Origin of the sequence: Lentzea albidocapillata subsp. violacea, from assembly GCF_900100275.1 — a bacterium.
Taxonomy (GTDB): domain Bacteria; phylum Actinomycetota; class Actinomycetes; order Mycobacteriales; family Pseudonocardiaceae; genus Lentzea; species Lentzea violacea.
Window position 1 is genome coordinate 129951 of the sequence record NZ_FNET01000009.1, and the last position, 11944, is coordinate 141894.

13 protein-coding genes are annotated in these 11944 nt (G+C 69.5%); 8 read left to right on the top strand and 5 right to left on the bottom strand.

Going from position 1 to position 11944, the window contains the following annotated elements; genetic code table 11:
- The first annotated feature begins 9 nt into the window (after nucleotides 1–9).
- The gene (locus BLR21_RS21240; RefSeq protein ID WP_143027805.1) at nucleotides 10–1503 is read left to right on the top strand and encodes a DUF6779 domain-containing protein; all 1494 of its coding nucleotides are present in this window, start codon (nucleotides 10–12) and stop codon (nucleotides 1501–1503) included.
- Nucleotides 1504–1512: 9 nt separating this feature from the next.
- On the opposite strand, the gene BLR21_RS21245 is transcribed toward BLR21_RS21240, so the two are convergent.
- The 4 genes from BLR21_RS21245 to BLR21_RS21260 all read right to left on the bottom strand — a co-directional run bounded on the left by BLR21_RS21245 (nucleotide 1513) and on the right by BLR21_RS21260 (nucleotide 4654).
- Entirely contained in the window at nucleotides 1513–2598 is a 1086-nt protein-coding gene (locus BLR21_RS21245; RefSeq protein ID WP_090007564.1) for an NADH-quinone oxidoreductase subunit D, read from the bottom strand.
- Nucleotides 2599–2632: 34 nt separating this feature from the next.
- On the bottom strand, nucleotides 2633–3016 hold the full coding sequence (locus tag BLR21_RS21250; protein ID WP_090007565.1) for a hypothetical protein: 384 nt from the start codon (nucleotides 3014–3016) through the stop codon (nucleotides 2633–2635).
- Nucleotides 3017–3134: 118 nt separating this feature from the next.
- Nucleotides 3135–3557: a DUF1203 domain-containing protein gene (locus BLR21_RS21255; protein ID WP_090007566.1), complete on the bottom strand. Its 423-nt coding sequence runs from the start codon at nucleotides 3555–3557 to the stop codon at nucleotides 3135–3137.
- A 17-nt stretch (nucleotides 3558–3574) separates the two neighbouring features.
- Nucleotides 3575–4654, bottom strand: a complete 1080-nt coding sequence (locus BLR21_RS21260; protein WP_090007567.1) for an SAM-dependent methyltransferase — start codon at nucleotides 4652–4654, stop codon at nucleotides 3575–3577.
- Nucleotides 4655–4702: 48 nt separating this feature from the next.
- On the opposite strand from BLR21_RS21260, the gene BLR21_RS21265 reads away from it, so the two are divergent.
- The 5 genes from BLR21_RS21265 to BLR21_RS21285 all read left to right on the top strand — a co-directional run bounded on the left by BLR21_RS21265 (nucleotide 4703) and on the right by BLR21_RS21285 (nucleotide 9002).
- Entirely contained in the window at nucleotides 4703–5830 is a 1128-nt protein-coding gene (locus tag BLR21_RS21265) for a PrsW family intramembrane metalloprotease (RefSeq protein WP_090007796.1), read from the top strand.
- A 102-nt stretch (nucleotides 5831–5932) separates the two neighbouring features.
- Nucleotides 5933–6823, top strand: coding sequence for a Rossmann-like and DUF2520 domain-containing protein (locus BLR21_RS21270; protein WP_090007568.1), 891 nt, complete (start codon nucleotides 5933–5935; stop codon nucleotides 6821–6823).
- Between the two features lies 1 nt (nucleotide 6824).
- Nucleotides 6825–7724: a pantoate--beta-alanine ligase gene (panC, locus tag BLR21_RS21275; RefSeq protein ID WP_090007569.1), complete on the top strand. Its 900-nt coding sequence runs from the start codon at nucleotides 6825–6827 to the stop codon at nucleotides 7722–7724.
- 1 nt (nucleotide 7725) lies between these two features.
- Nucleotides 7726–8196 (top strand): aspartate 1-decarboxylase, encoded by a 471-nt coding sequence (gene panD / locus BLR21_RS21280; protein ID WP_090007570.1) that lies wholly within the window; start codon nucleotides 7726–7728, stop codon nucleotides 8194–8196.
- A gap of 11 nt (nucleotides 8197–8207) precedes the next feature.
- On the top strand, nucleotides 8208–9002 hold the full coding sequence (locus BLR21_RS21285) for a type III pantothenate kinase (protein ID WP_030477513.1): 795 nt from the start codon (nucleotides 8208–8210) through the stop codon (nucleotides 9000–9002).
- On the opposite strand, the gene BLR21_RS21290 is transcribed toward BLR21_RS21285, so the two are convergent.
- Nucleotides 8992–9747 (bottom strand): class I SAM-dependent methyltransferase, encoded by a 756-nt coding sequence (locus tag BLR21_RS21290; protein ID WP_090007571.1) that lies wholly within the window; start codon nucleotides 9745–9747, stop codon nucleotides 8992–8994. The genes BLR21_RS21285 and BLR21_RS21290 overlap by 11 nt on opposite strands.
- Before the next feature lie 136 nt (nucleotides 9748–9883).
- Here BLR21_RS21290 and lysS point away from each other — a divergent pair, with 136 nt between their 5' ends.
- Complete coding sequence (gene lysS, locus BLR21_RS21295) at nucleotides 9884–11338, top strand: lysine--tRNA ligase (RefSeq protein ID WP_090007572.1); 1455 nt, start codon at nucleotides 9884–9886, stop codon at nucleotides 11336–11338.
- A 114-nt stretch (nucleotides 11339–11452) separates the two neighbouring features.
- Complete coding sequence (locus BLR21_RS21300; protein WP_030477509.1) at nucleotides 11453–11803, top strand: histone-like nucleoid-structuring protein Lsr2; 351 nt, start codon at nucleotides 11453–11455, stop codon at nucleotides 11801–11803.
- Nucleotides 11804–11944 lie beyond the last annotated feature (141 nt).

Below are 11944 nucleotides of genomic sequence, written 5' to 3' on the forward strand. Positions count from 1 at the left end.
GTAGTGCGCATGACCGGGCGAGGCGCGTCGACCGACGACGAGCGAGATGATCACGGTCGTGGCTCAGGGCGATTGCTGTTGGTAGCGGCATTGGCGCTCGCCCTCGTGGCCGCGGCGGTGCTCGTGCTGAGTGACAGCGCCCGCATGCTGCGTCTGGCCGTGGTGGCCGCGTTGTGGGCGGCTCTGGTGGGTGCCTTCCTCGCTGCGAGGTACCGCAGGCAGGTCACGGAACGTGACGACGAGGTGGCCGATCTCCAGTCCGTCTACGAACTGGAACTGGAGCGCGAGGTCGCCGCCCGCCGCGAGTACGAGCTCGAGATCGAGTCGGAGACCCGCAAGCGCATCGAGGAAGAGTCGCGCGCGGACATCGAGGCCCTGCGCGCCGATCTGCACGCGCTGCGCGACAACCTCCAGGCCCTGCTCGGCGGCGACGTCCTCGTCGAACGCGTGGCCCTGCGCGCCGAGTCGACCCGCCTGCGTTCGATCGGCTCGGAAGCGGCACGGCTGGCGGCGGCGCCCGAACAGCGCGTCATCAACGCCAAGCCGATGATCACCGCGACGTCGTCCGTCACCTCGGAGAAGCCGTCCGAGCGCACCGAACTGATCGAGCGCGTGGCCCACGACGCCAAGATGCAGCCCCCGCGCCGCGAGCAGGCGCGCCCCGAGCCCGTGCGCCCGGACCCGGCCAGGAACTCGCCCCGCCCGCAGCCCGCCGTGGTCCGCCGCGAGCCGCTGAAGGCCGCGAAGCAGGAACCGGCCAGGCCGCAGCCCCGCCCCGCCTCGGCGGCGGCCGCCGTCTCGGCCAGGCTCAGCGGCGCCACCCCGGCTCCCCAGAAGGCCCCGCCGCCCCCCACCGTGAAGGCCCAGCCGGTGCAGGCGCAGGTCCACCGCACCGAACGGGTGCAGCGCCCGCCGCAGCCCCCGGCCCGCACCGAGGCGTTGTCGCGCCCGGAGCAGCCCCCGAAGGCCCCCGCGGCAGTCGCGAAGTCGGTCGAGACCCGCAAGCCCGAACCACGTTCCCGCGTCGCCGAGCGCACCGAGATGATCGACCCGAAGGCCCTGGCGGCCGGCGGAGGCCGCCGCCGGGCGGACGACCGCCCGGCTCAGACTCCGGCTCCGGTGCAGGACAGCGGCTCGTGGGAGACCCTGAAGCCGGACGCCCCGGCCCCCGGCCGCCGCTCCGACGAGCGGACACCCCGCCGCACCGCCTCCGAGGACTCGCTGGTGTCACTGCCCCCGGCAGGCCGCCGTTCCGCCGCCGAGCAGTCGTCGGCCAGGCTCCCGGCGGTCTCGCCCCGGCGTTCCCCTGCCGAGGAGGCCCCGGTCTCCGGCCGCCGGGTCGCCGAGGACTCGTCCACGCGCCTGCCCGCGGTCTCGACGGGCCGCCGCGCCGCGCCGGAAGACGCGTCGGGCGCGCATGCGGACGGCAAGTCGGTGAGCGAACTGCTGGCGTCGCTGGGCGGAGGCGACGCACCTCGTCGCCGGCGCCGGCGCGAGGACTAGGGCCGGCGGCTACTTGTCGATGTCGCCGACGACGACGGCGAACGAGCTCAGCACGGCCGGCAGGTCGTCCACCTTCGTGCCGGGCAGAAGCGCGGACAGCGCCTGAACGTTGTTGAACGACGGCGTGCGGAGCTTGAGCCGCCACGGCGTCTTCTCGCCGCGCGACGACAGGTGCACGCCCGAAGTGCCCAGCGGCGCCTCGACGCGCGTGTAGACGGAACCCTCGGGTGCCTTGATGGCCTTGGGCAGCCGGACGTTCACCGGCCCCTGCGGCAACTGCTCCAGGCACGCGCGCGCCAGCTCCACCGACTTCTGGACCTCGTCGAGAAGACACCGGACCCGCGCCGCCGCATCGCCCTCGGTCCGCACCACGGGGGAGAAGTCCAACGCCTTGTAAGCAGGCAGCGGGTCGTCACGGCGCAGGTCGAAGTCCACTCCGCTGGCCCGCCCGATGGGCCCGGTGACCCCGTACGCCAGCGCGTCCTCGTGCGGCAGCACTCCGAGTCCTTCGAGTGCACCGAAATCGATGGTCAGCGTTTTTGTATCCACAGTGGACAGGAAGGCGGCGACCCGCTCGGTCCAGCCGGCCGGGACGTCCTCGCGCAGGCCGCCGATCCTGTTGAACATGAAGTGGATGCGTCCGCCTGACGCCTCTTCCATCAGTGCCTGCACGCCCTCGCGGTACGTGGCGGCGTTGGGGGACAACGGGGTCAGGAAGACCATGTGCGCCATCAGGCGGTTCAGTTCGCACAGTAGAGCTCGCAACCATTGCGCGCGGGCCGGGACGTCCATGCCCGTCATGCGTTCAACGGCCAGTGCGACAGCGAGTTCGTTGCAGAAAGCCGAAAGCCAGTCGTGGCGGTTGGCGAGCGTCAGGACCTGCCGGTAGTCGCGTACTTCGAAGAGCTTCTCGGCGCCGCGGTGGAGGTGGCCCACCAGCGGTTCGGCGGCGGTGATCACGAGGTCCGGCGTGACGGTCAGGCGCAGGCGGTAGGCGCCGTGGGCCGACGGGTGCAGTGGGCCCAGGTCGATCACGCGGTCGACACCCAGGTAGCGGGCGCCTGCGCCTACGCCGACGGTGATCTGCTCGCTCACGCCGGCAATCGTGTCATGTCGGCACCGGCGAAGCTCACGCAGTTCGGGGTGGCAGAGCCAGGGCGGCGGCGTTGGTCAGGACGCCTGCCAGCGCGAGAAGTGCCCCGGCCGACGAGCCGGCCGCGACGGCCGGAACCGGGGAGTCCGCGCCGCCGAACGGGAAGTCGGCCCAGCCGGGGTTGACGAGCAGGAGGACGGCGGTGGTCGCCGCGGTGAGGGAGGCGACAGCGCCGGCGATGCGGCCGATGGTCGAGCGGAGCGGGACGCAGCCATGCATGGCCAGCGCGGCGGCGACGTAGACGTACCAGGCGGGAAAGCGGTAGAGCGAGACGTCTGTGTCGCCGTAGCGGGCCCACGGGAGGAAGAGCGCAAGTGCGGTGCAGCAGATTGCGGCGCCTAAAGCGATCCACTTGGGCATCGTGTCTTCTCCCCATGGGTGATCGGCGGATGAATGTGCGGGCCGCTTGTGCACGAACATTCTGATCCCGATGGGCGTCGAATCGGTCAGTCAGGCGTCGGCCGCTCAGGCATCCGACTCATGCCCTGGTGACCGCGAAGAAGAAGCAGCCGTGCGACACGCTGCGGACTTGCACCGACTCGATTGCAGGATCGTTCAACAATCCCGCAATCACACGATCGAACGATCCCGGCTCCGCCACCTCGCCGTCGACGATCTGACCTGCGGCGTTGTAGGAACGTAGGATCCGAGGATTGTTCAACAATTCAACAGGAAGACGATCCAACAAAGGCGCCTCCGGGCAGTCCACGTGCGTGAAGACCGGGCCGACCTCGGCGTACGGGCCCTTCCCGGACGAAGGCGAGTAGCGGAACAGCCACACCGGCTCAGCCTCCAGTGACTTCCGCAGACAGCAGCGCAACGGCACGCCGGGCTCGGAGGCGCGGTACTCACGGCCGGGGTCGGAGAACGAGTCGGACGGCGACACGGTGTGGATTCGCATGAAGACGACGATCGTCGTCAGCCGGTGGAAAAGCTGGCGGGATTCGGACGCCAGGGCGGCAGCTCCGGCAGCAGGTCCGCCACCGCGACCCCATTGCCGTGCAGCAGCCACCCGAAGCCACCAAGCCCAGACGGGTCACGCAGCTCGGCGATCCGCCCGGCCCGCGCGGCCGACTCCAGCCAGTCCCACCCGGAACCACCAACAGCACCGCTCAACCCCAAGGCGCGCAAGGCATCCCGCTGCGACACCAGCACGAAGTCCCCACCGGCCGCCGCAGCGCACGCGTCGAACGCGACGTGCGCCGTGATGTCGCAGGACCCGTCGAACACGGGCTCCACCTGCTGCCCGCCCCGGTACCCGGTCAGCGTGAACCGCCGCGACGACACGAGGTGCCCGTAGTCGATCGCCAACGCCGCGCCCCGCACCGACGACACCGCCGCCGCCCAAGCCTCGTCCCGGGGTGCCCCGACCTCGGCCAGGGCGCCATCGGCAAGCGCTGGCCACCACCGGGTGATCCACGGGTCGGCGGAAGGCCCGGTCACCACCGGGCAGGGGATCGCGTCGAGCCACTCGTGCCCGACCAGCAGCCCGACGCACGGGGGCACGGACGAGGTCCACCGAACCCCAGGCAGCTCAACGGGAGGACCGACCTCGACCGCGGTCACCCGAAGCCGCGCCGCCAGCGACGCGGACTCCTGCGAGCCGGACTCCTGCGACCCGGACTCCTGCGAGCCGGATGCCTGCGGGCCGGATGCCTGCGACCCGGACGTGAGCGACCCGGACGTGAGCGACCCGGACGTGAGCGACCCGGACGCCAGCGGCCCGGACGCCAGCGGCCCGGACGCCAGCGACGCGGACGCCAGCGAGCGCACCGCGAACGCCAGCTCGCCCCCTCCCGCACCCACGTCCACGAAGTCCACGACCGGGGGAAATCCGAGCGCGGCGTCCACCCGCGACAGCAACGTCAGCAGGGCCTCCGCGAGCTCCGGACCGACCAGCGGAGCCGTCCGGAAGTGCGCGGACGGCTTCTCGCCGCGGGCGAAGAAGCCACCGGGACCGTACAACGCGGCGTGCCAAGCGGCTTCCCAGTCGAACATCGGACAAGTGTGCATCTAAGGTCATTTCCCGTGACCGACGCCGACCCCATGCCGACGCCGACGAAGAAGCGCATCGAGCAGCGCCGCTGGACCGTCCTGTTCCCCGTCGTGGCGCTGATCGCGCTCGCCGCGGCCGGGCTCGTGCTGTTCGCACTGGGCACGTCGAGCATCGGCATCGAGCCGCTGCTGGTCGGTGCCGCCGCGGCGCTGATCCCCGTCGCGTTCGTGGTGAGCGCGTTCCTCTGGATCGACCGGTGGGAACCGGAACCGGCGAAGATGCTGCTCTTCGCGTTCGTCTGGGGCTCGTGCGGCGCGACCATCAGCTCGCTCGCGTTCAACCAGACGTCCAGGGTGCTGGGCGACCTGCTGACCGACGACGGCACGACGTTCACGGCCGTCGTCGGGGCGCCGATCGTCGAGGAGGCCACCAAGGCCGCGTTCCTCATCGCCGTGTTCCTCCGCCGCCGCCACGAGTTCGACGGGGTCGTGGACGGCATGGTCTACGCCGGCATCACGGCCGCGGGCTTCGCGTTCACCGAGAACATCTGGTACTTCGGCCGGGTCTTCCTGGAGAACGGTCTCGGCGACATGAGCGGCGGCGTGATCGCGCTGTTCGTGTTGCGCGGGGTGCTCTCGCCGTTCGCGCATCCGCTGTTCACGGCCATGACGGGCATCGGTGTCGGCATAGCGGCGACCACCGGCAACGCCACGGTCCGTGTCATCGCGCCGATCGGTGGCTACCTCACGGCCGTGGGGCTGCACTCGCTGTGGAACTTCTCGACCACCGTCGGCACCGGTTCGGCCTTCATCAACCTGTACTTCCTGATCATGGTCCCGGTGTTCGCCGGCGCTGTCGCGATCGTGGTGTGGCAGCGCAGACGCGAACAGCGGATCGTCGCCGGGCAGCTCGCCGCGATGGCGCAGAACCGGTGGATCGCCAACAGCGAGGTAGCCCTGCTGGCCAGTCTCAACGGCCGCCGGAACTGGCTGCGGGCGGTCAAGCGCAAGTCGGGTGAGGCGTCGGTCAAGGCCGTGAAGAGCTACCAGATCGCCGTCACCGAACTGGCCTTCCTGCGGCACCGCATCGAGCAGGGAACGGCTGGCCAGAGCGCCGAGCAACGCCACGGGGTGCTGCTCGACTCGCTGCACGCCGCCAGGACCGCCGCCCGCCGGTGAATCCGGTCACCGAGCGGGTGCACGGGCACTCGGCGGAGCTACCCTCGGCGGCGTCGTCCGGTACCCGCACCAGGGCCTGGAACGTCAGAAGGAGTTAGTCGCATGGACGCGACCCCACGTCCGGCGAGGCTCGCCGTCGGTGTCATCTCGGCAGGCCGCGTCGGTTCCGTGCTGGGCGCCGCGCTGGCCAGGGCGGGCCACGTGGTGACCGGCGTTTCCGCCGTCTCGCAGGTCTCCCGCAACCGCGCGGACGAGTTGTTGCCCGGCGTCCCGATCGCCGACCCCACCGAGGTCGCCGCGCACGCCGACCTGGTGCTGCTGGCCGTGCCGGACGACGAGCTGGAAGGCCTGGTCAAGGGCCTCGTGGCCACCGAGTCGCTGCGCGCCGGCCAGATCGTCGTGCACACCAGCGGCGCGATGGGCGTGCAGGTGCTCGAACCCGCTGCCGGGCTGGGCGCGCTCACGCTCGCGCTGCACCCCGTCATGACGTTCACCGGGCGCCCGGAGGATCTGCAGCGGATGAGCGCCGCGTGCGTCGGCGTCACGGCCGCGGACGGCGACGAGGTGGCCTGGAGCGTCGGCGAGGCGCTGGTCGTCGAGATGGACGCGGAACCGGTCAGGGTCCCCGAGTCCGTCCGCCCGCTCTACCACTCGGCGCTGGCCCACGGCGCCAACCACCTGATCACGCTGGTCCGTGACGCCGCGGACCTGCTCACCGGCTCCGGAATCGCCAACGCCGAGCGCCTGCTCGGCCCGTTGCTGTCCGCCGCGCTCGACAACGCGCTGCGCCACGGCGACCGTGCCCTGACCGGTCCGGTCGCCCGGGGCGACACGGGTACCTTGCGCAAGCACCTCGACGTGCTCGCGCGACAGGCACCCGAGATCCTTCCCAGCTACCGCGTGCTCGCCCGCCGCACCGCCGAGCGGGCCGAGGACTCCGGGCTGCTCAAGCCCGACGCGGCCAACGACGTTCGCACCACTCTTGAGGACTGACGTGACGAAGCCACTGACCAAGGACGACTACCGCCCGGACGACGTCACGGTGCACCGCGACCCGGCTCGCCTCAACAGGGTGATCAGGGCGCTGCGCAACGCCGGACGCAACGTCGCGCTGGTGCCCACGATGGGCGCGCTGCACGCGGGCCACCGGCAGCTGATCCGCGAGGCGCAGGTCATGCAGAACACGGTGGTCGTCGTGTCGATCTTCGTGAACCCGTTGCAGTTCGGGCCGAACGAGGACCTCGCGAAGTACCCGCGCCAGTTCGAGTCCGATGTGGACATCTGCCGCGCGGAGCGGGCGGGCATCGTCTTCGCGCCGTCCGTGGAGGACATGTACCCCGAGGGCGCGCAGGTCACCGTGCATCCCGGCCCGCTGGGCGCCGAGCTCGAGGGTGCTGTCCGACCCGGCCACTTCGAGGGCGTGCTCACCGTCGTGTCGAAGCTGTTCAACATCGTGCAGCCCACGTACGCGGTGTTCGGGCAGAAGGACTACCAGCAGCTGCAGCTCATCCACAAGATGGCGCGCGACCTCAACTTCCCGCTCGACGTCGTCGGCGTGCCGACCGTCCGCGAGCACGACGGCCTCGCGCTGTCGTCGCGCAACGCCTACCTGAGCCCGGAACAGCGCCACCACGCCGTGACGCTGTCGGCCGCGCTCACCGCCGGCGCGCACGTGTCGTCGCAGGGGGCGGACGCGGTGCTCAAGGCCGCGCACGACGTGCTGGCGCAGACGCCCGAGGTCGAAGTGGACTACCTGGAGCTGCGCGGGGTCGACCTCGGTCCCGCACCGGAGAACGGCGACGCCCGGTTGCTGGTCGCGGCCCGCGTCGGTGCCACCCGCCTGATCGACAACATCGCGGTGTTGCTCGGCGAAGGCGACGAAAAGGGGGAATGACATGTTCCGCACGATGCTGAAGTCCAAGATCCACCGCGCCACCGTGACGCAGGCCGACCTGCACTACGTCGGCTCGGTGACGGTGGACGAGGACCTGATGGAGGCCGCCGACCTGCTGGCGGGCGAACAGGTCGCCATCGTCGACGTCACCAACGGCGCGCGCCTGGAGACCTACGTCATCCCCGGCGAGCGCGGCACCGGCGTGCTGGGCATCAACGGCGCCGCGGCGCACCTCGTGCACCCCGGCGACATCGTGATCCTGATCGCGTACGGGCAGATGGACGACGCGGAGTCGCGCGCCTACCAGCCGCGGGTCGTGTTCGTGGACGCTGACAACAAGGTCGTCGACCTCGGCAGCGACCCCGCGCACGCCCCGGAGGGGTCCGGTCTGGTGAACGGCTCCACGAGCGCGCCTTCTTCTGAGACCGTGGAAGCGACAGCGCTGGACGCGTTGATCCAGGCCGAGAACTAAGGAAACGCAACGTGCTGCTCGCCATCGACGTCGGCAACACCAACATCGTGCTCGGTCTGTACGACGGGGTCGGCGACTCGGCCCCGCTCGTGCGCGACTGGCGGATGCGCACCGACGCCAGGATGACCGCCGACGAGCTCGCGCTGACCATGCGCGGCCTGCTCGGCGAGTACGCCGACAAGATCACCGGGATCTCCGCGCTGTCCACCGTGCCCGCGGTGCTGCGCGAGCTGCGGGTCATGCTCGGCCGCTACTACGACGCGGTGCCGAAGATCCTGGTGGAGCCGGGTGTGAAGACCGGTGTCCCGCTGCTCGTCGACAACCCGAAGGAGGTGGGCTCGGACCGCGTGATCAACACGCTGGCCGCCCACCACCTCTACGCGACCTCGTGCATCGTGGTCGACTTCGGCACGTCCACGAACCTCGACGTGATCTCGTCGCGCGGCGAGTTCCTCGGCGGCGCGCTGGCACCGGGCATCGAGATCTCGGTCGACGCCCTCGCCTCCCGCGCCGCCCAGCTCCGCAAGGTCGAGCTGGTCAGGCCCCGCAACGTGATCGGCAAGAACACCGTGGAGTGCCTGCAGTCCGGCATCGTCTACGGATTCGTCGGCCAGGTGGACGGACTGGTGCGCAAGATCACCGAGGAGCTCCAGCAGACCGACCCCGGTCCCGTGACGGTAATCGCCACGGGCGGGCTCGCCCCTCTGGTGGTCTCCGAGTCCTCGACGATCGCGCACCACGTGCCCGACCTCACCCTGCTGGGCCTGCGCATGGTGTTCGAGCGCAACATGCCCGCTACTCGCTGACGCGCACCATCCGGTAGACCTCCGAGCGCAGGGGGACGTCGAACGGCCCGTTCGACGTCTCCGGGCGCTGGCGGAGGAAAGCGAGCATCTTCTCGTTGATCGCGGCCCGCTCCTCCTCGTCGATCACGATCATGCGCGAGTACGTGTTCGTCGTGGCGATGAGCGCCTCCGGCGAGTCCCTGCGCTGCGTGTGCGGGAAGACGTTGCGCTCCACCGGCCCGAACGACGGGTGCGCCATGATCTCCGTCGGGTCGCCGCGCCGGGACTCGACGCTGCTCGCCGAGAGCTGTTCGAGCTCGCTCACCCATTCGACGTCCGGGACGGTCTCGACCCACAGGGCTGCCAGCACGCCGCCGGGCCGCAGCACGCGGGCGATCTCCGGCAGCGCCTTCTCCTGGTCGAACCAGTGGAACGCGGTGCCGACGAACACGGCGTCGACGGTGCTGTCCGGAACCGGGATGTGCTCGGCGTGGCCGGGCAGCGCGCGCACGTCGTGAACGCGGCGCACCAGCTCGGACAGCATCTGCTCGTTGGGCTCCACGGCTGTTACGCGGTGTCCCTCGGCGACCAGGCCCGAGGTCAGTTTGCCGGTGCCGGCGGCGAGGTCGAGCACGTCCAGCCGCTCCGACGTGCCTAGTGGCTCCAGGGCCCACCGGATCGCCGCCACGGGATAGTCAGGCCGGTGTTCGGCGTAGGCCCCGGCCTGCGCGCCGAACGAGTCCGCTCGCCTCGCGTGTAGATCCATCCGTCCAACTTAGGCCGTCGCGGATCCACAGGGGTATCCGGTTCGCTTTGCCTTCCCGCCTTTCCGTACCCTTCTCCGCGTGAGTGAGCAGCCGAAGCAAAACCTCGTGACCAGCGAAGAAGACCTGCCAGAGCAGATGCGCGTGCGCCGGGAGAAGCGTGCGCGGCTGCTCGCTTCCGGTAAGGAGCCCTATCCCGTCGAAGTCGCGCGCACGCACACGTTGCGCGAGATTCGCGACGCGCATCCCGAACTGGAACCCGACACCCAGACCGGGCAGCAGGTCGGCGTCACCGGACGCGTGATGTTCATGCGTAACACCGGAAAGCTGTGCTTCGCGACGTTGCGCGAAGGCGACGGCACCGAACTGCAGGCGATGCTCAGCCTCGCCGGTGTCGGTGAAGAAGCGCTTTCCGAGTGGAAGACCGACGTCGACCTCGGCGACCACGTTTTCGTGAGCGGTGAGGTCATCAGCTCACGTCGTGGCGAGCTTTCCGTGATGGCCGACGGGTGGCAGCTGACGTCGAAGTCGCTGCGTCCGTTGCCGGTAGCGCACAAGGAACTCGGCGAGGAAACCCGTATTCGTCAGCGATACGTCGACCTGATCCTCAGGCCGATGGCGCGTGACACTGTTCGGACCCGTGCGAACGTCGTTCGTTCTCTGCGCGAGTCGTTCCACCGGCGCGGATTCCTCGAAGTCGAGACGCCGATGTTGCAGACGCTGCAGGGTGGTGCGTCCGCGCGTCCGTTCATCACGCACTCGAACGCGCTCGACATCGACCTGTTCCTGCGCATCGCGCCGGAGCTGTACTTGAAGCGCTGCGTCGTCGGTGGCATCGAGAAGGTCTTCGAGATCAACCGCAACTTCCGCAACGAGGGTGTGGACTCGTCGCATTCGCCCGAGTTTTCGATGCTGGAGTACTACGAGGCCTACGCCACGTACGACTCGAACGCGGTACTGACGCGCGAGCTGATCCAGGAAGCGGCGGAAGCCGTGACGGGTTCTCAGATCGTCACGCTGGCGGACGGCAGCGAGTACGACCTCTCGGGTGAATGGACGACGCTGAGCATCTACGAGTCGTTGTCCGGAGCTGTTGGTGAGGAAATCACCCCCGAGACGCCCGCCGAGACGCTGCGCAAGCTTTGTGACCGCCACGAACTCGAGGTGAACCCGAAGTTCGGGCACGGCAAGCTGGTCGAGGAGCTGTGGGAGCACCTGGTGTGCGACACGCTCCACGCGCCGACGTTCGTGCGGGACTACCCCATCGAGACGTCCCCCCTGACCAGGCAGCACCGCAGCAAGCCGGGGGTGGCCGAAAAGTGGGATCTGTACGTGCGCGGATTCGAACTCGGCACCGGTTACTCCGAACTGGTCGACCCGGTCATCGAGCGGGAACGCCTGGAAGCACAGGCGCGTCTTGGGGCCGCCGGTGACCACGAGGCCATGCCGATCGACGAAGACTTTCTGCGATCACTGGAGTACGGAATGCCACCGAGTGGTGGTGTCGGAATGGGTATCGATCGGCTGCTGATGGCGCTCACCGGTCTGGGTATCCGGGAGACCATCTTGTTCCCGCTCGTTCGCCCTGAATGAGTAACTTTCCGGATGTCGATAGGTGCAATGCGGCACCCGTGCGCTAACCTGCCTCGCAGAAGGCTTTAGTTGGCGACGCGGGTGACCGCGCATTCGGGGTCCAGGAGGATACGCATGGCGCAGAAGGTCACGGTGACCCTCGTCGACGATCTGGACGGTTCCACCGCTGAGGAGACCGTCGAGTTCGGACTGGATGGTGTCAGCTACACCATCGACCTTTCCTCGGGCAATGCGGGCAAACTGCGGGACGCTCTTGCCGACTTCGTGGGAAGTGCACGTCGTGCGGGTGGCCGTAAGCGTCTTGGGCCCGGCCGTCCGGCCGGCAGCGTGAAGGCGCGCCCCGCATCGGCGGATCGTGAGCAGAACCAGGCCATTCGCGAGTGGGCCCGCAAGCAGGGCATGAAGGTGTCGGACCGCGGTCGGATCCCGGCCGAGGTGCTCGACGCCTACCACCAGCAGGGCTGAAATTCGGCAAAACACGAAGGGGTTCCGGGGAAGATTCCCCGGAACCCCTTCGTGCTATTTGAGTGACCGATCAACTACCGTTCGGTGCCCCGATCGTGGAACGGTGCTATCCAAACGAGATCGAGAACACTCTTGCTGCCG

What these genes read in the sequence shown, in the direction of transcription:
- BLR21_RS21240 (WP_143027805.1), top strand. Translation starts at nt 10, where the DNA reads ATGACCGGGCGAGGCGCGTCGACCGACGACGAGCGAGATGATCACGGT.
- BLR21_RS21250 (WP_090007565.1), bottom strand. Translation starts at nt 3,016, where the DNA reads ATGCCCAAGTGGATCGCTTTAGGCGCCGCAATCTGCTGCACCGCACTT.
- BLR21_RS21255 (WP_090007566.1), bottom strand. Translation starts at nt 3,557, where the DNA reads ATGCGAATCCACACCGTGTCGCCGTCCGACTCGTTCTCCGACCCCGGC.
- BLR21_RS21260 (WP_090007567.1), bottom strand. Translation starts at nt 4,654, where the DNA reads ATGTTCGACTGGGAAGCCGCTTGGCACGCCGCGTTGTACGGTCCCGGT.
- BLR21_RS21265 (WP_090007796.1), top strand. Translation starts at nt 4,703, where the DNA reads ATGCCGACGCCGACGAAGAAGCGCATCGAGCAGCGCCGCTGGACCGTC.
- BLR21_RS21270 (WP_090007568.1), top strand. Translation starts at nt 5,933, where the DNA reads ATGGACGCGACCCCACGTCCGGCGAGGCTCGCCGTCGGTGTCATCTCG.
- panD (WP_090007570.1), top strand. Translation starts at nt 7,726, where the DNA reads ATGTTCCGCACGATGCTGAAGTCCAAGATCCACCGCGCCACCGTGACG.
- BLR21_RS21290 (WP_090007571.1), bottom strand. Translation starts at nt 9,747, where the DNA reads ATGGATCTACACGCGAGGCGAGCGGACTCGTTCGGCGCGCAGGCCGGG.
- lysS (WP_090007572.1), top strand. Translation starts at nt 9,884, where the DNA reads ATGCGCGTGCGCCGGGAGAAGCGTGCGCGGCTGCTCGCTTCCGGTAAG.
- BLR21_RS21300 (WP_030477509.1), top strand. Translation starts at nt 11,453, where the DNA reads ATGGCGCAGAAGGTCACGGTGACCCTCGTCGACGATCTGGACGGTTCC.